Genomic DNA, 21,509 nt, shown 5'->3' on the forward strand with positions numbered 1-21,509 from the left:
CCGCGAGGATCTCATGCGCTTTCCACTGTCCACCACCGCCCGGATGCTGCTCATGCTCTCTGCCACCACGATTGTCGCCGCCTGCAACGATGACACTACGGCGCCCGATGTCAGCGGACCGGTGTCTATTGCCATCACGCAATCGCTGACCGGTCAGACGACATCGGCCGGCGTGTTCTCCATGACCGGCGCGCGCGCCGATAGCGGCAGCACGACCGAAGAACTCACCTTTGGCGGTCCGCTGACGCAATCGCCGGTACCGCTGACATATGTTCGCACCCTGACCGGAAAACAAGGCACGCTGACGGTGCGCGGCAGTGCGACACTGACCTTCACCAGCCAGACAGCGGCGACGCTGGCGGGAAGTTGGACTGTCGAGAAGGGAACCGGTGTCTACGCCAATACCACGGGAACAGGGACGCTTGTCGGGGCGGCCTACTTCGCTGCGTCGCCACCTACGGGGACGCTGACGTATGCAGGGCGGTTGGAGCGTTAGAAGACGGGAGACGGGAGACGGGGAGACGGGAGACATCCAGCCGACCCGATGTCTCCCGTCTCCAGTCTCCAGTCTCCCGTCTTAACGCACCTTCAGGCTGCAACCGCGATTGCGGCCGACGCGGCCGGCGCCGCCTGCACCTCGATGCTCAGTTTGACCTCGTCACTCACCAGCAGGCCGCCCGCTTCAAGTGCGACGTTCCACACCAGTCCCCACTCCTTGCGCGAGATTTTTCCGTTCAGCGAAGCAGACACCTTTTTGTTGCCCCACGGGTCGGTGGCCGGTCCGCCGATTTCTCCGGTCAGCGTGATCGGGCGCGTTATGCCGCGCAACGTCAGCTCGCCTTCGGCCGTCGCGTCCTCGCCATTCCTGGTGAATCGCTTCAGCGCGAACGTCGCCGTGGGATAGGTCTCGACATCGAAAAAGTCGGCGCCCTTGAGATGACCGTCTCGCTGCTCGTTCCCTGAAAAGAGCGACGCCACATCGATCTCTACGGTGGCCCCCGTGACGGCACCGTTCTCCTCGTCAATCATTCCGGCGAACCGTCCGAACGTGCCCCGCACGGTCGAAATGCCAAGGTGCTTCACCGAGAACTGGACCTGGCTGTGTGTCGTGTCGATTTCCCACCGCATTGTCTGCTCCTGCCCGTTCGGGCGGCTCGTTTGATGCTACGTACGCAAGCATTGAAACGCCTGCGGATATCTCATAACTGAGAAACTTAGCAATCAAACACCATCTGTCAACCCGTTGCGGTTCAGGCCGAGGCGGCCTTCGATTCCGGCCGAACGACCGGCTTGGGCAGGGAAGCCGCGCTCAGGCCAAGGGTACGCAGCAGGTCAGCGGCGTGCACCTGCTCTTGCGTCGACAAACCAGACATCGCCTGTGTCAGGGTCTCGGCGTGTTCCTCGAAAATCGCGGCCGTGAGCTCGTCGCCACGCTGGGTCAGTGACGCATAGCGCGCCCGCCTATCGGTTGGGCAGTTCCGGCGCTCCACGAGCCCTTTGGCAGTCAGTCGATCAACCAGGAAGGTGATTCCGCCGCTGGAGACGAGGATGCGTCGCTGAACCTCCCCCAGCAGCATGGGCCCGCCATGATAGAGCGCCTCGAGGATCGCGAACTCGGCGAGCGTCAAACCGTGACGAGCGATGTCGGCAGCGGCGTGCTCGGCGATAGCCGAATGGGCTCGGGACATGATGACCCAGAGTCGCAGCGCGGCTGCCTGTTCCGGCGTGGCCTTCAGCGCGTGCGCGCCGGACGAGGATTCGGACTGGTGCGACTGGATGGGAGTGGACTCGGCACGCGGACGGCGGATTGTCATGAGTAGAAGCCTCTCAGGACTGTACCATCTGCGCAAGGGATTGAATGGACACTCCTGGTGGTCGACCTTTCGACCATGTCTCTTTTCGATCTTCGTAAAGCCTCGGTGGGTGACCGGGTTGAGCATGAATTCCTGATCCGTGATCGGTCCGAGAAGACCACGCGAGCCGGGCTTCCCTTTGTCGTTCTCACGCTGGCCAATCGCAGCGGGATCATCGACACGGCCCCGATCTGGTCCGAGAAGATCGAATGGGCCGCCGGTGCTGAGAAGGGCAAGGTCGTTCAGGTTATAGGCGACATCGGAGCGTTCGGGGACGAGGGGGCGCGTCGACGTCAGCTCCAGTTGAGCGCGCCCCTTCGCGTCCTGCAGGGCGATCAGTTCGACCCATCGGAGTTCCTGCCGCGCGTCGATATGGATTTCGAACGCCTCTGGGACGGCATCGACAAACTCCGTGGGGGAATCGTCGCGCCGTCGGTGCGCCGATCGGTCGACCTCTTCTTCGCGGACGATGCGTTTCGGGTGGTGTTTGAGCGCTCGCCAGCCTCGGTGAACGGGCACCATGCACAACTCGGCGGGCTGTTGCTTCACGTGCTCGAGGTCGCGTCCATCGCGCGGCACATCGCACGCACTGTTCGACACGTGAACGCTGATCTGGTGGTCGCCGGCGCGCTGCTGCACGACATCGGCAAGGTCGAGGCGTACGCGGTCGGACCCGAGGGATTTGCCCACACTGCCTCCGGCATGCTGCTAGGTCACGTGACATTGGGCGCGCTGATGTTCGATCGTCGCGTGACTGCGTCGGGAATCGCGCTGACCTCGGCGCAGCGCGATGAACTGCTTCATCTCATCTTGTCGCATCACGGTGCCCTTGAATTCGGCAGCCCAGTTCAGCCTATGACGCCGGAAGCAGAAATCGTGCATTGGGCAGACGAGGCGTCGGCCAAGGCCACCGACATGCTGGACGAGTTCGCCGACCCCGAACTGTTTCCGCTGGGAGGCACTGGCGAGTTGTCCGCCAAGCGCTCGTGGCGGCTGGGTCGCCGGCTGTGGCGGCGCCCCGTCGCCTGGGATTGAGGCAATTCCGGACTGGCATCACTAGGTAAACTTACTTAGAGGGTTACTTCGCATTCCCGATTCTTTGGTCCGACGCTGCACATCTATTCCAGGTCGGATTACCTTTCGCGAGTCGGCCACAGGTCCCTAGGTCGGCGCCCTTTACGCGAGGATTCAGGTCGTATGCGTAAGCCACGCCCCAACACGTACAACCCGGCTCAGGCGCTTCACCTCATCGCTGCCGACCGCACGGGTCTTCCCCTTAGCTGCCCCTCCTGTTCCGGACAGATTGATCGTGATCCGGTCTCCAGTCCGCCGCCGCCGCATTCGCACGTGACACTCAAGTGCAGCGGCTGTGGCAGACTGGCGCGCTACATCGCGGGCGTGAACTGAAGGGTGTCGCACCCTACCAGTTGATGGAACCCTGCTTGGTGGTGTCGACATCTTCCGCCTGGCCGGCCTTGAACAGAAAGGCATCCATGTTGCGCGTCAGAAATGTCCGCGCCTGGGGGTCCATCACGTTCAGCCCGTAGTGGTTGATCAGCATGGTTTGCTGCTTGAGCCAAAGCCCCCAGCAGTCCTTGCAGATCTCCGTGACGATTCGGGCGCCGATCGCGCCCGGGAACGGTGGCCGCTCAAATCCTTCGCGCGTTTGTCCACAGCGCGTGCATGCAACATCGGTCATGGTCCCACGGGTGAAAGCCGTTTGATGTGCGATCAGCGAACCGTGAAAGCTAGCCCTGTGCTGGTGGAGCGCCAACGGGTCTGAAGGCCGAGGAGGGCCAGGCGCGACACCGCGTTCACTCCGACGGTGCGGTCGCATGTTGTGCGAACCACGCGATCACCTGCTGCGCCACGGTGTCCTTGCAGTAGTCGGCCGAAATGATGTGGCCGCTCCCGGAAACCCATCGCTGGTCTTTGACAACACTGCCGAGCATTGCGAAATGCCGTTCAGCGTCTCGGCGTGTGATCCGGTTGTCCTCACGTGACTGGAGATACAAGGTGGGCGCCTTCACAGCGGCAAGCGCGTGTTCGGCCGCTCGGGCCACCTGGCGCAATGCGCTCATTGTCCGTGACGTGATGACACCGGCACCCAAGGCCTGTGCCTTGGCCTCCGGATCGTGCAGGGACCTCTCGCCGCCGGTGCCGATACGGTACGGGATGGCAACGTCCCACAACCACGACGTGATCACCTGAAACTGTATGCGCATCGGCATGCCGAGATATGGGGCAAGCAACACCAGCGCCGGGAGTTTGGGTTGGTGCGCCGCCAACAACACGGCCAGTGCGCCACCCATCGACTGACCACACACTACCACGTGGTGATGCGATGCATCCAGGTCCGCATACGCCTGGTCAACCGCCACGCGCCAGCGTGTCGCGCGAGCATCGCGGGCCATGTCGGCCAGGCTCACGCCGTGCCCGGGGAGACGCGGCACCGACACCGTCCAACCGGCGCGGTGCAACGCCATCGCCAGATACGACATCGACTGTGGCGTGTCGTTGAAGCCGTGCAACAGCAGCGCGGCGTGCGTTCCTGCGCCGGTCAGACGAATACTCTGTGCCCCGATCACGAGGCCGTCGGGACCGATGGTCAGCCGTCGCGCATGCCACCGTTCAATTCGGGCCCGCGACTCCCGGCGAAACGGCAGCCAATCCGCGACGCGCGTCAGCAGATCGACCAGCGCCGTCACCGATCAGTACCGAGGCACCGTCGGGTCAACCTGCAGACTCCAGGCGTCGATACCGCCCACGAGATTGTGCACTGTCGGAAACCCCTGCGCGCGCATGTAGTTGGCGGCCATCTCGCTGCGCATGCCATGATGACAGAGCACCACGTACTCCATGTCTCGTTCAAGACGATTGATGGCCGATGGGAGCGTCGAGAGTGGCACAAGCGTACTGTTTGGCACGCTCGCCAGGTCAAACTCCCACGGTTCACGCACATCGAGCACTACCAGCGCATCGCCACCGGTAAGGCGAGCGGCAAGGGCGACAACGTCTATATCGGCATGCGCGTCGGTCATGGCGTGGTGCTCATCTGGCTCAGCGGGTGATTGGGCACGCGACACGGTTGCGACGACGCCGCAGGTGGTGCACTCGGCGCGACGGGTGACGCGAATGGTTCGGCTTTCGTGTTCCAGCAGGTCCAGCAGCAGCATGCGGCCAACCAACGGTGTACCGATGCCGGCAATCCATTTGAGCGCCTCGGTGGCCTGATACAATCCCAGTACACCCGGCACGACGCCCAACACGCCCTCTTCGGCGCAGGTTGGCACTGAACCGGGAAGCGGTGCCGCCGGAAACAGGCAGCGATAACAGGGACCATCGGCCGCGGCAAAAACGCTGATCTGCCCCTCAAAGCGCGCCACGCTTCCATAGACGAACGGCACCCCCGCGCGCACGCAGGCATCGTTGATGGCGTAGCGTGCCGGAAAGTTATCCGTGGCGTCGATCACGACGTCGTGCCCCGCAATCAGTTCCGCTGCATTCTGCGCCGTCAGGCGCGTGTCGTGGATATGTACCGTCACGGAAGGATTGATGGCGCGCAGCCGCTCCGCTGCAACCACCACCTTGCTGCGACCGACATCCGAGGTCACGTACAGAAGTTGCCGATGGAGATTGGTGATATCGACCGCGTCGCGATCGACCAGCGTCAACGTGCCGACACCCGCCGCGGCCAGATACATGCTTGCCGGCGAGCCGAGGCCCCCGGCCCCGACAATGAGCACGCGAGCCGCCCCAAGTCGCTGTTGCGACTCGGGGCCAAAGCCCTTGAGGATCACCTGGCGGGCGTACCGCGCGTCCGAGTGCATGACTGCGTCGCTATCTGGTGGCCACGAGCTTCGCGGCCTGATCCATGAGATCGGCAGCGACGCCGAAGCGCTGTATCAGGTCGGCCAATTCGGCCGTCGTCGTCGCCCGATCACCGGCGCGAATCGCTTCATTCACGCCAGGGAAGTTCATGTTGGCGTAGCCGTTGTCGATGTCCGCCACATAGATCAGCGAACGGTACCACGGTCGACCTTTCAGTCCGCTCGATCGAGCAAACGCGCGTTCCACCTTGAGGAGAATGGTATTGGTGGCCAGCTGCGTCTGACGCGCGACCCCGCGGGCAAGTTCGGCGTCACGCGCAGTCGCGAATGCCTGCGCCGAGCGCTCGAGTCTGCCAATGGCAGCGGCGAGCGGTGTCGCAGCGGTGCTGTCCCATCCTTTTGCCGCCAGGCCTCGCGCAAGCGGCGCGACATAGCGGCGCATGGTGCGCGCGAACTCGACGTAGTCGTACGGCAGGATGTCCGCGTTGGCCACGCGCAGCGCCATGGCCGCGCCAATGCGCGCCGCCGTGGCGTGATAGAGAAAGCCCGGGTCACCAAATCGCTCCATCCACGCATGCGTGTCATAGGCCGAGTGGTACGTTCCCGCGGGTCCACCAAACCCCCATTCGGCAATCGGAATACCGAGGTGATTGTAGAATCCCGCGAAGTCGCTGCCGCCGCCGGGATCACCCATGGCCGGTTCCAGCGTGTCCGCGCGCAATCCACTGGCCGCGCGCCACGCATCGTACACGGTGCCTTTGCTCTTCGGATCGGGAACACTTTTCACCACATCGCGCAGCACGGCGCGCAATGACGGCGTGCCACCACCACCGAACGATGAACCCTGTGCCGCGACATCCTGATTGAAGTACGCGACTGCGCCCTTCTGCAACCGCAACGAATCGTCCTCGACGTACTCGGAACTCCCCACCAGCCCCCATTCCTCGGCGTCCCATGTGGCGAACACAATCGTTCGACGTGGGCGCGTGCCATTCCTGGCCATGTCCGACAATGCGCGCGCAGCTTCGAGAATACTGACTGTACCGCTGATGTTGTCGGCTGCGCCGGGTCCCCAACCATCGCGATGCCCGCCAATGTAGACGTATTCATCAGGGAAGTCGGTGCCGCGCAGATAGCCCAGCGTGTTATAGATGGCTTTGGTGCCGTTGGTGGCGGCGTCGGTCGTGACCTCCACGCGTACCCGCGTCGGGCCAGGGCCCACGTGGTAGCGCAGCGCCATCCCACCTTGCCAACCCGCTGGAATTGCCGTGCCACGAACCTGCGCCAGCAGCACCTGCGCGTTGGCCGCACTGATCGGCACGACGGGAATCATGGGAAGCACCGCCTGATCGAGCGGAATGCGTGGCGCGCCAGGCTTGCTGGCATATCCCGGTGTGAGCGGATCGCCAGCGCCGTTGTACACACTGCCCCGCTGCACGCCACGCATGGGACGCATGGGTCCTTCCGGATAGACGTCGCCGCGCGCGAATCCATCATCTGCCGGATCGGTATAGATCAGCGCCGCCACCGCGCCACGCTTCTCCGCTTCACGGGCCTTGATGCCGCGGAAGCTGCGACCATAGCGGGCGAGCACCACCTTCCCCTTCACCGAAACGCCCAGGGAATCGAGGGTCGCGTAGTCTTCAATCAACCCATAGTTCACGAACACCAACTCGCCGTCGCCGACCCCGGCGCCACTCGAGCCGTTCACCGTGGGATACTGCTTCAGTGCGGTGGCCGGATCGCCCGGCACGGGCGGCTCGCTCAAGTCGAGGGACAGCGGCGTGCGGCCGAGGCGAGTGATCTTCACACTGGTGGCATGCGGCAACCACACGTCGTATTGACGAAGTTCCGTCTCAAGCCCCATCGCCTTCATCTGCGCGATGACATAGTCGGCCGTGCGCTTCTGCGCCGGGGTGCCGGCCACATGCGGTTCTTTTGACAACGCGGCGGAGAGCGTCCTCGCGCGCGCCGGTACGGGTCCCCGAATGGCTTCCTGTTCGAGACGCCGCTGGGCCACCGCCGAGGTGGCGGAGTATCCTGGTGTGACTTGCGAGAACGATTGCGCGGCCACGAGTGGCAACGACAGGACCGCAGTGCGAATCGGTGAACAGCGCAGGAGAGAGCGCACGAGAGGAGTTCCGGGTCCGAGGCGAGAAGGGCGCGCGGTGATCCGCGCGGGCAGATCTCGGACTCTGCCGCACGGGCGGCGGCGGGGCAAGGGCGGTCAGTCCGCTTCGTACTCTTCAGCGGCCCGTTGCATTGCCTGCTGAAGCAGGGCCTCGCGATCGCCGTCGGCCGGTAGCGCGGTGGTCAGCGCAGCGAACTGACGGTGCATTTCGTCCTGAAGCTGCGCGTGTGTCGGTGCCTTGAGCCCCAGCTGGGCCAGCGCAAGCCGCGCCAGATCTCGCAGTTGCCGAACGGTCTCGTCATCCAGCGCCGCCAGTTCCGCCGGTGCCGCGCGCTCGGTACGAGGTGCCTTCTCGCGCCGACGCGACGGGGCCTCAAACAGCGCCCGTACCGGTGCCATCGTGACGACAAATGATCCCGGTGTGTGCTCCGCGAACCCGCTGATCACATTCCGCCGTCGCAACGACGGCAACAGCCGCACGATCGCCTCTCGCACCGGCGAATACCCGTCGATGCTCTGGTTGCCCCGACCCGTCACCACGAGCGCCTCGTTGGCGCCCTGCACCTGCAGCGTTCGAAGCCAGGCCTCCGTTTGCGTTGCGGCCTGCGCGGCCGTCGGTTGCTGGGCGCGCAGATTCAGTGTGCGCGTCGGTCCGAACCGGGCAGCATCGAATGCGCGACCGAGGGACGCGGATCCCGACTCGTCGCGACTCATCGTTTCGGCGGCACCGTCCGCGGCGCAGCACGGTCACGCAACGCTTCGGTCAACACGCGTCCATCCACCGGCTCAATCGGCGTGACATCGGTGACCGCTGCAATCGTAGGAGCAATATCCACCGATCGAACGGGCGTCGTGTAGCGGCCCGGCCTGAACATCGGCCCCATGAAGAGGATGGGAATGCGCGCGTCGTAGTCGTGCGGCGTGCCATGCGTCGCATAGCGCGTGGTGAACCAGTAATAGAAGGGCTGGAGCGTCACCGTGAGCTCGGCCATGAGGTCGGGCGGTATGGAATGCAACCAGCGTCGGCCGATCCTGTCACCGCGGGCGGCCGCGGCGGCCAGGGTGCGCACGCGATCGACCCGTTGCATCCCGGGCAATTTCAGCAATGCATTGCGCAGTGCCGTCACCACGGAATCACTACTGATGCCCTTGGCCTGCAGTCGCGCGCGGTCAAGCGATACGATCCCCGACTGCAGCAGCAGCGCGTCTCCTTCCACCCCCCGAGCCGCCAATGCGCTCCGTGCCGCGTCGATGACGGGTCGCGGATCGACGCGGCCGCGATCGGGATCGGCGCCATCGAAGTGTGATTCCGGAAAGGGGGCGACGCCATGATCGGCCCCCAATGCGAAGACAATGCGTGTGGAATCCCGCAGCTTGTACAGCGAGTCGATAAGGCGTCCAAGCGCCCGATCCACTCGCAGCACCTGATCGTGCAGCTCGCGCGAGTCCGGACCGTACCGATGGCCGACGGCATCCGTGGTGGAGAGCGACACGGCCAGCACATCAAGCGTCGGGCCCTTACCGAGTTCGAGGGCGTTGACGCCGGCCAGCGCAAAATTCACCGTCACATCGTCCATCCAGGGGAACTCGACGAAATCATTCGTGCCGGTGCGCTGATCGGCTGCCAGTCTATGGGGGAAGACGAAGTCCTTACCCTGATTCTCAAACGACACCGAATCCCGTTCGGGATACATCGACGCATCGAGCAGCGTGGTCCACTCGGCCCCGAGGTACTTGGCGGTGAAATTCAGGGCATTGAATCGCTGCACCCACGTGGGAATCGTGTCGCCATAGTAGCGACTCGTGGTGAACCGTCCGTCCAGCGAGTACCAGAACACACTCTGTCGCGCGCGGCCCAGCGGCAGGATGGCGCCGCGATCCTTGCGTGACACCGAAAGCGCCCGGCTGAACTGGTCTCGGCTTCGCACCCAGTCAAAGTATGACGACCCGCGAAAACGGTAGGGCGACGCACCGCCGCCCCGTCCGAACAGCAGCGGCATTTGCGGATCCGCCACACCGATCTCGTTGAGCACGACGCCCGTGTGCGAGGGAAAGCGCCCTGACCAAAGCGTCGCGTGTCCTGGCGCGGTTTCCGTGGTCGCGTGGTCGTGCGTGGCGTTGGTGAAGAATGCGCCCTGCCGAAGCAGACGCCCGAGCCCGCCGGTGAGCTGAGATGCGAACCGGTCCAGGTAGTCGGGGCGCAGCTGGTCGACGGTGATCTGGACGACGAGTGTCGGCGGCAATGGCGTCTGCGCCGCGAGGTGGACTGGAGCGCTCGACGCGACAATGCCAAGTGTCGCGGAGATGATGTGGAGAGAGGTGCGCAGGCGCATGCACCGAAAGCTAACGCGCGATCCTGACGACGCGCTCGGCACTACCGGCGGCACCTGTCCGGCCTCGAGCACGTCGCCGGATCGACGCGCCAGGACAGGTGCCAAACCGCCGGTGTGCAAGCCACGCGGGGCCGGTGACGATCACGGCCGACGCACGCGAAGTCACCGCGTGACGAACCCGCACCGTTCACGGAGGCACGTGAAGGCAGCGACAATATTGCGCATTTCCTGCCAGCGCACTAGTGCGAGTTTTGTTTCGCGTCGGGGTCTGTGCGTACCGGTCGCCGCGCGGCAACAAGATCAGCGACCGTATGATCGGTCGTGGACGTCGAAACACGCAGTCCGTTTATCACGCCATCAATGTCATCATCGGGGCGATTCTGACTCAGCTTCCACTTTCCCTCGAGCGATCGGATCTCAATTTCGACACCCACAATCGCACCCGCGAGTTGCTTCACGTATTCGGCCGGCGCGTCGGAAATCGACCACGGGAGCGCACGTCCGGCCTCGTGCGTGTCGGTGAGCTGAGTGAGATGCGCCAACAGGAATTCCGGCTCGCTGATGAATTTCATGGTGCCGGTCACATGCACCGCCACGTAATTCCAGGTGGGCACCACCTTCCCGTCGCGCGCCTTTGAGGCGTACCACGCCGGCGTGATGTACGCTTCGGGTCCGGTGAAGATCACCATGGCGTCGCTGGTGTCGGCGGCCATGCGGCAATGCGGATTGGCCCGCGCGATGTGTCCTTGCAGCACCCCGTGCGGGCCACGCTGCCGATCAATCACCAGTGGCAGGTGCGTGGCGTACAGGCCGTGTGCGGGTGAACTGGTTACCAGCGCGCCCAGCGGATTCGCCTCCATGAAGTCCAGGAGAACCGTATGATCCGGCTCAGCGAACGACGCGGGAATGTACATCCGATCAGCCGAGCAACGACGCTTCGAGGATGGCCAGCCCGGCTGCCAGTTCATCGCGCGTAATGACCAGTGGCGGCAGGAAGCGCAGCGTATGCTCGCCGGCGCTGACCATCAGCAGTCCACCGGAGAACGCTCGGCCAATGATCGCACCGGCCGTCTCGTGCACGTCCATGCCCCACATGAGACCCTTGCCGCGAATGGCGCGCACCTTGCCGGTGCGGTCGGCGATGCCTTGCAGCTGCTCGCCCAACCACGCACCGGTTTCCCGCACATGGGCCAGGAGCGCCGGATCGGCCAGGCGCTGCACCACATGATGCGCGACGTGCGCCAGCAGCGGTCCACCCCCGAACGTGGTGCCATGATCGCCCGCCTGGATCGTGCGCGCGACCTCGCCGGTCACCAGGATTGCACCCATGGGCAATCCGCCAGCCAATGGCTTGGCCAGCGTGAGGATGTCGGGCTCGAAGCCCAATTGCTCGTAGGCAAACAATGAACCAGTGCGACCCAGTCCGCACTGGATCTCATCGAGAATGAGCAACACGTTCCGTTCCTTCGTCAGGGCCCGCAGGCCGCGCAGGAATTCCGGATCGAGGATGCGCACGCCGCCTTCGCCCTGAATGGGCTCGACAATCACGGCGGCTGTCTTTTGCGCGTCGAGCACGGTGCGCAGTTCGTCGAGGTCGCGCTCGACAATGCTCACGCCGCCCATGAGCGGACGGAACGGCAGGCGATACGCGGGACGATCGGTGGCGGCCAGCGTGCCAGGCATGCGGCCGTGAAACGACCCGCGCACCGCGACGATCTCGTACTTGTCCTCGATGCCGCCAGCGCGCGCCCAGCGCCGTGCGAACTTGAAGGCCCCTTCATTGGCTTCGGCGCCCGAGTTGCAAAAGAACACGTTCGAGGCGAACGAGTGCGCGACCAGCCACTCCGCCAGCGCCTCGCCCGGCGCGGTGCGATACAGGTTGGACGTGTGCAGCAGCCCGGTAGCCATGGCCTCCTGCATGGCCTGCATGACGCCGGCGTCGGCGTGCCCCAGCGAGGTGACCGCGATGCCTGCCACGAAATCGAGATAACGTGTGCCGTCGGCATCGAACATGTACACGCCCTGACCGCGGACGAACAGCGGGGCCTGACGCTTGTACGTGCCGAGGATCGCGTCGGACGCCGGCGATGAGGTGGACGCCGCCGTTGGCGTGAAGGCGATGGGCGCGACAGGTGAGGGCATGGTGGTGGGCGTCATGTCGGTATTCAGTGAGAGACAGCAACAGGTGTTGATGCAACGATTGACGTGCCAGCGTCGGGAACGGACAGCGCCGCCAGATCGCCAATGCGGACACGGGCCACGCCACCGGCCAACGCCTGCGCACAGGCGTCGAGCTTGGCGGCCATGCCGCCACCGGCCACACCCGACGCCACCAGCGCATGCGCGGCGTCAAGCGAGAGGACGGGAATGCGCTGGCGGTCGCCGTCCAGCACGCCGGGGACATCGGCCAGCAGGAACAACTCGGCCGCATCGAGTGCGGCTGCGATGGCCGCCGCCGCGTCATCACCATTCACGTTGAGCGCGCCGCCAACGGATTGGTCGTCGTGCGTGGCGACCGGAGAGATGACCGGCAGAAAGCCCTGAGCGAGGAGCGCATCGATCACCCGCCGATCGACTCGCGTGGGCGTGCCGGCAAACCCGAACGTGGACACATCGATAGGTATCGCCCGCAGCAGGGCACCATCTTCACCCGAGATGCCCACGGCCGGTGCGCCGGCGTGGTTCAGCGCCGACACGAGCTGCTTGTTGGCGAGACCCGAGAGCACCATCCGCACCAGTTCGAGCGCACCTTCCGTGGTCACACGACGTCCACCCACAAAAACCGGTTCTTCGCCGCGCAGGCGTTGCAGCGCACTGATTTGGTCGCCGCCACCGTGCACGATGACGAGTCGGCCGCCACTCGCGGCCCACAGTGCCGCGAGCGCCGCCGGGAGCGCCGGATCGGATTGCGTCCGCCCACCGAGCTTGACCACAATCACCGTTCCGCCCTCAGACGAGGTACTGGGTACCTGGTACTGGGTACCTGGTACTGGGTACTTGGTACTTGGTACTCTCCAATCACAGATGCAGCCCCGCCGCTTCGTCGAGCCCGCACATGAGGTTGGCGTTCTGGATGGCCTGACCCGCGGCGCCCTTCACGAGATTGTCGATGGCGCTGAACACCAGCAGTGTGGGCGTGCGCACCCCGGTGGGGATGCGCGCGCCAATGCGCACCACGTTGCGATGCTGGACGTCGGCCAGTGACGGCAACCCCGTGGTGAGCTCCACGAACGGTTCGTTGGCGTAGGCGGCGCGATAGGGCGCCAGTGCATCATCCAGCGGCGCGGTGAGGGGCACGGAGATGGTGGACAGGATCCCGCGGTCGACCGGGAGCAGATGCGGCGTGAACAGCAGGTCGCAGTCGGCCCCCAGGTGCCGCATGGTGGCACGCATCTCAAACAGGTGGCGATGCGAGTTGCCCACGCCATAGGCGCGATAGTCGTCGGTGACTTCGGCGAAGAGCAGTTCCAGCTTGGGCGACGCACCGGCGCCGCTCACGCCACTGGCGGCGGCGATATTGATGGTGGCGCCCGGCGCGATGAGTCCGGCGCGAGCCAACGGCGCAAGCGCCACGAGGACGCTGGTGGCGTAGCAGCCGGGATTGGCCACCACGCGGGCGTGTCGAATGGCATCGCGAAAGAGTTCCGGCAGGCCGTATGGCGCGTCGGCGGGCACGCCAACCGGCAGCGCATGAGCCATCCCGCCATGTCCGGGGCGCAAGTCGCTGGACAGGTCCACCACGCGGGCGCCGGCGGCGATGACCCTGGCCACCCATTCGGCCGATGCGCCGTGTGGCAGCGCCGCGAACACCAGATCGGCGGACGCCAGGTCGGCATCTTCCGCGCCCACCAACGGAATGTCATGCACGCCGCCGGCGGCCCGCACACGCAGCGTGGTGCCGCGCTGGGCGTTGGCGGTGGCGAAGGCGAGCGTGAACTGCGGGTGGCCGGCAATCAGGGCGCACAGTTCGCGTCCGGAGTAGCCGCTGGCGCCGAGGACCCCCACGCGGATAGACTGATTATTATGCACACCGAATGCATAATTTTGCATCAGGGGTGTGTCAATCCGTTTTCGAGGACCAATTCGTGGCCGACAAGACCGACCGGCACCAGGCGATTCGCGAGATCGTGACCGCGCGCGTGGTGGCGAATCAGGAGGAGCTGCGCAAGCAGATGGTGCGGCGCGGCTGGGACGTGACGCAGTCGACACTGTCGCGTGACCTGCGCGAGCTGCGGCTGGCGCGCATCCCCGACGAACGGGGACGGGTGCGCTATGCGTTTTCCGAGGCCGGCCACGCGGACGATGACGGACGGCAGCTGGAGGCGATGCTGCCGCAGCTGCTGGTGCATGTAGAGGGCGTGCAGGTGCTGGCCGTGGCGCGCACCATGAAGTCGGGGGCGCAGCCGGTGGCGGAGGCGCTCGATCAGCTGGAATGGCCGGATATCGCGGGGACGATTGCCGGCGACGACACGGTGTTGATCATCTGTCGCTCGGTGCCGGGGCGGGAGCGGGTGGTCAAGCGGCTGAAGGGGTATTTGAAGTGAAGACGGGAGACGGGAGACGGAAGACGGGAGACACGGCGTCGGTATCCGTTTTTCGCAGGAATTTCTGTGAGACCACAACTAGGTTTCTCCCAAACACCGCAGCGATGTACCGCGTATGCACAATCCCTGCATAGTTTCTCAACAGCACCGCGCGACCGCGAGACGCCCACGTGACCAGCATAGACGGAAGTACCCCCGCGCCCACGCATAAACTCTGGGGCGGTCGATTCGCCGGCGGGCCGTCACCGCTGCTGGACGCGATCAATCGCTCCATCGGCACCGACTTTCGCCTCTGGCCGCATGACGTGCGGCTGTCGCAAGCCTGGGCGCAGGCGCTGGGTCGGGCCGGCGTTCTCACCCTCGACGAGAGCGACGCGCTGGTGGTCGGGCTCGATCGGGTGGGCGCACGGCTTGCCGAGGGCGCCCAGCCGATCGCTACCGACGAAGACATTCACACCATGATCGACCGATTGCTGCATGAAGAGGCCGGGGCCGTCGCCTCCAAACTGCATACGGGCCGGTCGCGCAATGATCAGGTGGCCACCGGCACTCGACTGTGGACCATGGACGCCTGTCGGCGACTCGATATCGCCATTCGTGAACTGCAGCAGTCGCTGCTCAAGCAGGCCGAGTCACTCACCGACGCCATTCTGCCTGCGTACACCCACTTGCAACGCGCCCAGCCAGTGAGTGGCGCACACTGGCTGCTGGCGCATTTCTGGCCGCTCGATCGCGATCGCACGCGCCTGGCCAATGCCGCGCGCGGCGCGTCCGTGTTGCCGCTGGGATCGGGTGCCATTGCCGGCAGCGCGTTCCCGGTGTCGCGCGTGCAGTTGCAGGAATCGCTGGGCTTTGCCGCCATCTCGCCCAACAGCATTGATGCCACCGGCGACCGCGATTTTGTCGCCGAAACGATCTTCGCGTGCACCATGACCGCCGTGCACTGCTCGCGCATTGCCGAAGACCTGATTATCTACGGCACCAGTGAATTCGGCTTCGTGAAGTTCGGAGACGGCTTTTCCACCGGCTCCAGCATGATGCCGCAGAAGCGTAATCCGGATGTTTTCGAACTGGCCCGGGGATCGGGCGCCCGCGTGCTGGGTGATCTGGTATCGATGGTGGGCGCCATCAAGGGACTGCCCAGTGGCTACAGCAAGGATCTGCAGGACGACAAGCGCGCGCTGTTCAACGCGGTTGACCTGCTATTGCTGGTGCTGCCCGCCATGGCGGGGGCGATTGCGGAATTGCGGTTTGACCGGGCGCGCATGCACGCCGCTGTGTCGAGTGCCATGATGGCCACCGACTTGGCGGACTACCTCGTGAAGAAGGGCGCGACATTCCGCGAGGCCCACGGGGCTGTCGGCGTGCTCGTCCGTGAAGCGGAAGAGGCCGGCGTGGAGCTCGCGGCTCTGTCGGTCGAGCGATTCAGCGCCGCCCATGCGCTGTTCGGTGCTGATGCGCGCGACGCGCTTGGCGCAGAGGCGTCGCTCGCAGCACGCGAGATTCACGGTGGCACAGGATCGCAGGCGGTCGCCGCACAGCTGGTGGCGGCGCACGCCAGCCTCGCGTGACCTCGCGTCCGTTCGATCTCGTCATCTTTGATTGCGATGGCGTGCTCGTGGATAGTGAACGCATCGCCAATCGCGAGTTTGCCTTACTGCTGAAAGAGATCGGCCTGCATTTCACACTACCCGAGATGTTCGACACGTTTGTCGGCAATTCGATGCCGCGCTGCGTGGAAATCATCACCGAGCGACTGGGGCATGCGCCCCCGGATGATCTGCTGGATCGCTATGCCGTCGTGACTCAGGCCGCTCTGGCGCGGGAACTCCGGCCGGTACCCGGCATCGATGCACTGCTCGACCGACTCGACAGGGTCGGCCTCCCCTACGCCGTCGCCTCGAATGGCGAACACGCCAAGATGCAGACCACTCTGGGCGTTACCGGGCTCCTGCCGCGTTTCGAAGGCCGTCGGTTTTCCTCGATGGACGTGGCCCGCCCGAAACCCGCTCCGGATCTGTTTCTGCACGCCGCGGGACAAATGGGCGTCGCGCCGACGCGATGCGTGGTGATCGAGGACAGTCCGCTGGGTATTCAGGGTGCCTGTGCGGCTGGCATGACGGTTATCGGCTATGCCGATCTCATGCCGGCAGAACGTCTGCGGGCGGCCGGTGCGCAGGCAGTTGTTGCGCACCTGTCACACGCCGGATCGTTTCTTGGTCTTGAACCGGAAACGGGTATGCTGCAAATGCTTGCGGCTCGTGAGGTGGAGCGCTAATGTCTCGCGAATCCCAGGGCGTTCCGTGCTTCCCAAAGCACAACAGCTCATGGTGCAGGTGTGGTTCCCGTATCGTGGATTTCACCCGACGTTCACCCGAAGTGCGAGGATAGCGGAGATGCTGAAGAAATTCATTGGAACGATGGCGGTTGCCCTGCTGATTGCGGCACCGGCGCAGCAGGCCGCCGCGCAGCTGGCCAAGGGCTACACCGATATTGGTGTTGTCGCGGGCCTCGGCAGCATCGGTGAGTCCAGCCTGGCACTGGGCGGTCGATTCGAGCATGTATTCAAGGAGCTGCCGGATCTGGGCGGCGGTACACTCGGCATCGGTATCGGTGTTACGCGTTACTCCTGGTCATCACCGTACTATAGCGTCAGCTATCTGCCAATCGGTGCCACGGCGAACTACCACTTCAAGTTGGAAAACAAGAAAATCGACGCGTTTCTCGGGGCGGGACTTGGCTACCAGATTATCACGTGCGATGATAAGAGCGGTATCAACATCAGTTTCGGTTGTAACTACAACAGCGGCCTCTATTTTGTCGGACGTGCCGGCGGTCGCTATTTCCTGAATGACAAGGTGGCGGCATACGCGGATGTTGGTGCGGGTGGCGCGGCCGTCAACATCGGCCTCACGTTCAAGCTGAAGTAGTCCGCTTCACTGGGTCGAATGCCAAGGGGGGACGACGCGCTGCGTCGTCCCCCCTTGGCTATTCCACTGGCACTGCTCAGAATGCGTATCCGATTGACAGGCGCAGAGTTGGAATGACTCGGTCCACCTGCGTGAACTTCGACTCGGCTCCCAAATACCGCTTTGCGCCGCCCCCGACCGTGACCGCCGTAACGCGACTGGGGCCCAGCAACCACTGGTAGCCCACTTCGATGGCGAAACTGCCAGTGGTGAATGGCTTGGGCGACTGACACGATGTGAAGTTCGGATCACCCTCAAGGAAGATCGCGCAATCGAATTCGTCGTTTGGGTCGATGCGGGCTATGCCCAGCGACGCTGCGATATTGAATCCGCGCAACGCCGTCTCACTGGGATAGAGTCGGGCCTTGGCGTCGAGATTGGAGTAGCGCGTGCGATCGGGCTTGATGTGCGAGCCGGCAAGGGCCAGCGCCACCGATGGTGACACGCGCTGCTCATACTCCGCCGCGAAATAGCCGAGCAGCGGAAGGAACGGGTTGGCCGAGAGCACGTGGCCGGGCCCGTCGATGGTGCCGCCAACGCGACGCGTCTGCTGCGCCAGCGTCTGCGCCGACGCGTGCGCCGCTGGCCACGCCAATACGGCGAACAGCAGGATCGTGTGGCGCATGAAGTGCGTTGATCGTGAGATTCGCAATCGGGGAGTCATGACGATGGATACGAGTTATCAGGTGGCCTGCAGCAGGGCGCGCGCGGCACTCTGACCACCGCGCGCCGCGCCCTCGAGCGAACTGGAATGCAGGAACTCGCTGGCCCGCCACAGTCCCGGAATACCACACGCGATGGTGGGACGGTGATCCCTCCATCCAGGCGGCTGCGAGAACTGCGCATATGGTACTCGCCAGATCGCCAATCGGTTCAGTTCGCCGCCGCTGGTGCCACCGGCGATCGCCATCCGCGCGATGTCCCGTCGCGCTGACGAGTCCAGTGTGGCGTCGTCCAGAGCGGCGGCGGCTCCCACCGCGGTCGCCGCCAGCAAGGCGGTTCCGACCGGCGCATATTCCGGCGCCACGTCAGTCAGGGTGACGGCATGACTGATGACAGCGTCCGAGTCGGCATTCAACCACAGCGCCTTGCCTGGCAATGGCGAGCGGTTCGTGTGGTAGTACACGGTGGCACAGGCGTGGGCGCCTACCGGAACATCAATGCGAACCCCGGCCGTTTCCGCGAGAGCGGCGGCCGCCAGCGGCTCGGTGGCCAGTACCACCTGTGCTGCCTCGAAACGACTGTCATCGTCAAGGGTGACTCCGCACACCCGCCCATCGGCCACATCAATGTGACGGACGCCGACACCAATGCGCACCGCGCCCCGCGGCAATTGCGCCGCCAGCTGCGCCGTGATGGCGCCCATGCCGCGCGCGGGCACCGCCGTGGTGCCGTCGGCGAGCATCTTGAACGTGAACAGCAGCACGGACGCGCTGGTGGAAAGCGTCCGGTCCAGCAGGATCCCACCATAGAATGGTGCAAAGAAGCCATCGATGACGGCCGAACTGAAGCCGCGAGTGGCGAGAAACTCGCGCGTCGACACGCGATCAAACCGGGTGGCGAGACACTCGTCAATCGACAACTGCTGTGCGAAGCGCCGCAGACCCAGCAGCCGCAGCTTGTCGCCAATCGAGACCGACGACGCGAACACGGTTTCGAGCAACAGCGTCGGGTCGCGCCATGCGTCGCCCACGAGCGATGCACGTCCGTCACGAACGATGCGCGCTGCGGGCTGGAACGCCCGCAGGCTCAGCGCATCGAGATCGAGATACGCGCCAAGCGTGGGATAGGCCGTGAACAGCACCTGGAATCCGTGATCGATCACCATGTCGTTCAGGCGCGTGGATCGCACGCGACCACCCACGTCGTTCGCGCGCTCCAAGAGTACCACCGAGCGACCGGCACGGTGCAACTCAATGGCGCAAATCAGACCCGCGATGCCGGCGCCGACGACAATGACTGAACGCGGAGATTCGTGTGCGGACATCCCGAATAGTGTGCGGATGCGCCGAAAACCCCAACCGATCCGCTAGAATCGCACGCCGAAAGTGATGGGGACATACGTCCACGACGTCGGGCTGCGAAACACGTTGACGTACTTGGCCTCGAGGAACGTGGACATGCCGGAAAGGGCGAAGGTCATGCCACCGCCTACCTGAATACCCATATCCGAACTCTCCGACGTGAATCCGGCGCCTGAGCCCTTTCCCGCCAGATTTGTGCGAAAGAACCCGGCGCCAGCCAACAGGTACGGTCGACGGCTCGATTTCGCGGTACCGGCCGAAGCGATGGCATTCGCGACAAATCCCATTCCGGTAAAATTCGCGTCCTGCACATTATTGCCGGGTGCTGGTTTTGCGCTCCATCGATCGTAGGTCACGTCTCCCCGAAACAACAGTCTCTCGCGGCCGGCCGGTTTGAGAAACATGTGTCCGGCCACGCTGTATCCGGATTGGGCTGTCTCACCGAGATCGCTCACGGGGAGCGAGAGGCCACCGCTGGCGCCGACCGACACGGATCTGGTGACCTGCGCGCCGAGCGCAGCGGGCAGCGCACAGACGAAGACGAGAACGGCGACAGGCAGCGAACGAGTCATAGTGGAGGGCTCCGATGCGATGGAGAAAGTGAGATCGCCTGGCAAGAACGGCCAGACGTTCAAATTTGCCCTCACGCGCGCGCCTCCGAAAGCGGAGGCGCACGCGAATTGCCCGCCCAGGGCAACCTGCTAGAAGCGAATACCGAACGTGATCGGCACGTAGTTCATGCTGTCGCCGTCGCCGAAGACATTGACATATTTGGCTTCAAGGAACGTGTTGAAACCGTTCAGATTGAACGACATGCCCAGACCGCCCTGGATACCAGGATCAGTTGAAGTCGACGAGGCAGAAACACCACTCACGGACGCCGACGACTTGGTGCGATACATGCCGCCACCTACGAGCAGATACGGGCGCATCGCTGCCGTGGACTCACCAAGATAGAAGATGCCGTTTCCGGTAAACGACAGGCTGCTCACGTCGGCGCTTACCACGCTGTTGCTGGACTTGGATTTCCAGCTGTCATATCCCACGTCGCCGCGCAGGGCGAACTTCATTGTGGACGGCTTGAAGTACACGTGGCCGGTCACATTGTAGCCCGCGTCGGCATTGTCGCCCAGGTTGCCCATTGGCAGTGACAACCCGCCACTGACACCCAGCGAGAGCGTCCGCGTGGTCTGGGCCTGCATCGCAAACGGCGACGCCAGGAGGCCGAGCATGCCGAAAACCTTCATGGATATTTTCATTGCGTCTCCCATCAAGTGAATGAACAAGAACCGACACGATCACGTTCAGTCGGACCCATGGAGCTTACACGAGTGGTCGCGATTTCGAACTCACCCATTCGGGTGAGTTTGGACTGCTACTCCGGAATCGCCTGCACTTTGGTCACGAAATACTCGGTCTCCCCGAAGCACGATGTGGGGACATAGATATGCTGTTCATAATGCATGGTCACGCGCTTCCCGCTCAGCCCCTCGATGACATGGGCCAGTGAGTCGCTTCGCACGGTGAATGAGAAGCTGTCGGACCGGAAGCCCTTGGCGATATCGGTGTATAGCGTGCCTTCCCAGGTCTTGCAGACAAATCCCTTATGGGAAATCTTCTGCACATACCCGGCCCGTTGGCCGCTGGAATAGCTCCAGCTCAGCGAAATGAAGGCCCACAGCGCAAAGGCCGTGATGGGCACACCCAGCAGGGTGAGCACTGTCAGCTTGCCCCAATGGCGGCGCTTGAACGAGGGCTTCGGCGCGGCGGGCGCGGCGGCTTCGGCCGCTGCTTGATCAGGGATTTCGTCCATGGCCGGAAATTG

Annotated in this window: 23 protein-coding genes; 6 read left to right on the forward strand and 17 right to left on the reverse strand. The window is 64.2% G+C overall.

Features of this window, described 5'->3' with window-relative positions; all coding sequences use genetic code 11:
- The first annotated feature begins 13 nt into the window (after positions 1-13).
- Positions 14-496, forward strand: coding sequence for a hypothetical protein (locus IPP90_08935; GenBank protein MBL0170838.1), 483 nt, complete (start codon positions 14-16; stop codon positions 494-496).
- 92 nt (positions 497-588) lie between these two features.
- Here IPP90_08935 and IPP90_08940 read toward each other — a convergent pair whose 3' ends face one another.
- Together IPP90_08940 and IPP90_08945 are read right to left on the reverse strand one after the other, a co-directional pair.
- The gene (locus IPP90_08940) at positions 589-1,128 is read right to left on the reverse strand and encodes a YceI family protein (GenBank protein ID MBL0170839.1); all 540 of its coding nucleotides are present in this window, start codon (positions 1,126-1,128) and stop codon (positions 589-591) included.
- Positions 1,129-1,250: 122 nt separating this feature from the next.
- The gene (locus IPP90_08945) at positions 1,251-1,814 is read right to left on the reverse strand and encodes a MarR family transcriptional regulator (protein ID MBL0170840.1); all 564 of its coding nucleotides are present in this window, start codon (positions 1,812-1,814) and stop codon (positions 1,251-1,253) included.
- 75 nt (positions 1,815-1,889) lie between these two features.
- Here IPP90_08945 and IPP90_08950 point away from each other — a divergent pair, with 75 nt between their 5' ends.
- A complete protein-coding gene (locus IPP90_08950) occupies positions 1,890-2,888 on the forward strand; it encodes an HD domain-containing protein (protein MBL0170841.1) in 999 nt (332 codons plus the stop codon).
- A 385-nt stretch (positions 2,889-3,273) separates the two neighbouring features.
- On the opposite strand, the gene IPP90_08955 is transcribed toward IPP90_08950, so the two are convergent.
- The 10 genes from IPP90_08955 to IPP90_09000 form a co-directional block, all read right to left on the reverse strand.
- Complete coding sequence (locus IPP90_08955; GenBank protein MBL0170842.1) at positions 3,274-3,552, reverse strand: oxidative damage protection protein; 279 nt, start codon at positions 3,550-3,552, stop codon at positions 3,274-3,276.
- A gap of 115 nt (positions 3,553-3,667) precedes the next feature.
- The gene (locus tag IPP90_08960) at positions 3,668-4,561 is read right to left on the reverse strand and encodes an alpha/beta fold hydrolase (GenBank protein MBL0170843.1); all 894 of its coding nucleotides are present in this window, start codon (positions 4,559-4,561) and stop codon (positions 3,668-3,670) included.
- 3 nt (positions 4,562-4,564) lie between these two features.
- Entirely contained in the window at positions 4,565-5,683 is a 1,119-nt protein-coding gene (locus tag IPP90_08965) for a HesA/MoeB/ThiF family protein (protein MBL0170844.1), read from the reverse strand.
- A 10-nt stretch (positions 5,684-5,693) separates the two neighbouring features.
- Positions 5,694-7,814, reverse strand: a complete 2,121-nt coding sequence (locus tag IPP90_08970; GenBank protein ID MBL0170845.1) for a M20/M25/M40 family metallo-hydrolase — start codon at positions 7,812-7,814, stop codon at positions 5,694-5,696.
- A 96-nt stretch (positions 7,815-7,910) separates the two neighbouring features.
- A complete protein-coding gene (locus tag IPP90_08975; protein ID MBL0170846.1) occupies positions 7,911-8,528 on the reverse strand; it encodes a hypothetical protein in 618 nt (205 codons plus the stop codon).
- Positions 8,525-10,147 (reverse strand): alkaline phosphatase family protein, encoded by a 1,623-nt coding sequence (locus tag IPP90_08980; GenBank protein MBL0170847.1) that lies wholly within the window; start codon positions 10,145-10,147, stop codon positions 8,525-8,527. Before IPP90_08980 ends, IPP90_08975 begins: the two co-directional genes overlap by 4 nt.
- Before the next feature lie 239 nt (positions 10,148-10,386).
- Positions 10,387-11,061, reverse strand: coding sequence for an FMN-binding negative transcriptional regulator (locus tag IPP90_08985; protein MBL0170848.1), 675 nt, complete (start codon positions 11,059-11,061; stop codon positions 10,387-10,389).
- 4 nt (positions 11,062-11,065) lie between these two features.
- Positions 11,066-12,304: an acetylornithine transaminase gene (locus IPP90_08990; GenBank protein ID MBL0170849.1), complete on the reverse strand. Its 1,239-nt coding sequence runs from the start codon at positions 12,302-12,304 to the stop codon at positions 11,066-11,068.
- 8 nt (positions 12,305-12,312) lie between these two features.
- Complete coding sequence (argB, locus tag IPP90_08995) at positions 12,313-13,086, reverse strand: acetylglutamate kinase (protein ID MBL0170850.1); 774 nt, start codon at positions 13,084-13,086, stop codon at positions 12,313-12,315.
- A 79-nt stretch (positions 13,087-13,165) separates the two neighbouring features.
- Positions 13,166-14,152 (reverse strand): N-acetyl-gamma-glutamyl-phosphate reductase, encoded by a 987-nt coding sequence (locus IPP90_09000; GenBank protein MBL0170851.1) that lies wholly within the window; start codon positions 14,150-14,152, stop codon positions 13,166-13,168.
- Positions 14,153-14,232: 80 nt separating this feature from the next.
- On the opposite strand from IPP90_09000, the gene IPP90_09005 reads away from it, so the two are divergent.
- The 4 genes from IPP90_09005 to IPP90_09020 all read left to right on the forward strand — a co-directional run bounded on the left by IPP90_09005 (position 14,233) and on the right by IPP90_09020 (position 17,621).
- Entirely contained in the window at positions 14,233-14,691 is a 459-nt protein-coding gene (locus tag IPP90_09005; protein ID MBL0170852.1) for a hypothetical protein, read from the forward strand.
- A gap of 170 nt (positions 14,692-14,861) precedes the next feature.
- Positions 14,862-16,262 (forward strand): argininosuccinate lyase, encoded by a 1,401-nt coding sequence (gene argH, locus IPP90_09010; GenBank protein MBL0170853.1) that lies wholly within the window; start codon positions 14,862-14,864, stop codon positions 16,260-16,262.
- Positions 16,259-16,969: an HAD family phosphatase gene (locus IPP90_09015; GenBank protein MBL0170854.1), complete on the forward strand. Its 711-nt coding sequence runs from the start codon at positions 16,259-16,261 to the stop codon at positions 16,967-16,969. Before argH ends, IPP90_09015 begins: the two co-directional genes overlap by 4 nt.
- 118 nt (positions 16,970-17,087) lie before the next feature.
- Positions 17,088-17,621, forward strand: a complete 534-nt coding sequence (locus tag IPP90_09020; GenBank protein MBL0170855.1) for a hypothetical protein — start codon at positions 17,088-17,090, stop codon at positions 17,619-17,621.
- Positions 17,622-17,697: 76 nt separating this feature from the next.
- Here the strand turns inward: IPP90_09020 and IPP90_09025 are convergent, their stop codons facing one another.
- The 5 genes from IPP90_09025 to IPP90_09045 all read right to left on the reverse strand — a co-directional run bounded on the left by IPP90_09025 (position 17,698) and on the right by IPP90_09045 (position 21,410).
- A complete protein-coding gene (locus IPP90_09025; GenBank protein MBL0170856.1) occupies positions 17,698-18,285 on the reverse strand; it encodes a hypothetical protein in 588 nt (195 codons plus the stop codon).
- A 57-nt stretch (positions 18,286-18,342) separates the two neighbouring features.
- Positions 18,343-19,647, reverse strand: coding sequence for an FAD-dependent oxidoreductase (locus IPP90_09030; GenBank protein MBL0170857.1), 1,305 nt, complete (start codon positions 19,645-19,647; stop codon positions 18,343-18,345).
- Positions 19,648-19,689: 42 nt separating this feature from the next.
- The gene (locus IPP90_09035; GenBank protein ID MBL0170858.1) at positions 19,690-20,256 is read right to left on the reverse strand and encodes a hypothetical protein; all 567 of its coding nucleotides are present in this window, start codon (positions 20,254-20,256) and stop codon (positions 19,690-19,692) included.
- Positions 20,257-20,385: 129 nt separating this feature from the next.
- A complete protein-coding gene (locus IPP90_09040) occupies positions 20,386-20,943 on the reverse strand; it encodes an outer membrane beta-barrel protein (protein ID MBL0170859.1) in 558 nt (185 codons plus the stop codon).
- Positions 20,944-21,059: 116 nt separating this feature from the next.
- The gene (locus IPP90_09045) at positions 21,060-21,410 is read right to left on the reverse strand and encodes a hypothetical protein (protein MBL0170860.1); all 351 of its coding nucleotides are present in this window, start codon (positions 21,408-21,410) and stop codon (positions 21,060-21,062) included.
- Positions 21,411-21,509: the final 99 nt, after the last annotated feature.

It is taken from the genome of Gemmatimonadaceae bacterium (assembly GCA_016720905.1).
GTDB lineage: Bacteria > Gemmatimonadota > Gemmatimonadetes > Gemmatimonadales > Gemmatimonadaceae > Gemmatimonas.

Excerpts from the sequence above, each read along its gene's own strand:
- IPP90_08935 (MBL0170838.1), top strand. The coding sequence starts at position 14 with ATGCGCTTTCCACTGTCCACCACCGCCCGGATGCTGCTCATGCTCTCT.
- IPP90_08940 (MBL0170839.1), bottom strand. The coding sequence starts at position 1,128 with ATGCGGTGGGAAATCGACACGACACACAGCCAGGTCCAGTTCTCGGTG.
- IPP90_08945 (MBL0170840.1), bottom strand. The coding sequence starts at position 1,814 with ATGACAATCCGCCGTCCGCGTGCCGAGTCCACTCCCATCCAGTCGCAC.
- IPP90_08950 (MBL0170841.1), top strand. The coding sequence starts at position 1,890 with ATGTCTCTTTTCGATCTTCGTAAAGCCTCGGTGGGTGACCGGGTTGAG.
- IPP90_08955 (MBL0170842.1), bottom strand. The coding sequence starts at position 3,552 with ATGACCGATGTTGCATGCACGCGCTGTGGACAAACGCGCGAAGGATTT.
- IPP90_08965 (MBL0170844.1), bottom strand. The coding sequence starts at position 5,683 with ATGCACTCGGACGCGCGGTACGCCCGCCAGGTGATCCTCAAGGGCTTT.
- IPP90_08975 (MBL0170846.1), bottom strand. The coding sequence starts at position 8,528 with ATGAGTCGCGACGAGTCGGGATCCGCGTCCCTCGGTCGCGCATTCGAT.
- IPP90_08980 (MBL0170847.1), bottom strand. The coding sequence starts at position 10,147 with ATGCGCCTGCGCACCTCTCTCCACATCATCTCCGCGACACTTGGCATT.
- IPP90_08985 (MBL0170848.1), bottom strand. The coding sequence starts at position 11,061 with ATGTACATTCCCGCGTCGTTCGCTGAGCCGGATCATACGGTTCTCCTG.
- IPP90_08990 (MBL0170849.1), bottom strand. The coding sequence starts at position 12,304 with ATGACGCCCACCACCATGCCCTCACCTGTCGCGCCCATCGCCTTCACG.
- IPP90_09020 (MBL0170855.1), top strand. The coding sequence starts at position 17,088 with ATGCTGAAGAAATTCATTGGAACGATGGCGGTTGCCCTGCTGATTGCG.
- IPP90_09025 (MBL0170856.1), bottom strand. The coding sequence starts at position 18,285 with ATGCGCCACACGATCCTGCTGTTCGCCGTATTGGCGTGGCCAGCGGCG.
- IPP90_09030 (MBL0170857.1), bottom strand. The coding sequence starts at position 19,647 with ATGTCCGCACACGAATCTCCGCGTTCAGTCATTGTCGTCGGCGCCGGC.
- IPP90_09035 (MBL0170858.1), bottom strand. The coding sequence starts at position 20,256 with ATGACTCGTTCGCTGCCTGTCGCCGTTCTCGTCTTCGTCTGTGCGCTG.
- IPP90_09040 (MBL0170859.1), bottom strand. The coding sequence starts at position 20,943 with ATGAAAATATCCATGAAGGTTTTCGGCATGCTCGGCCTCCTGGCGTCG.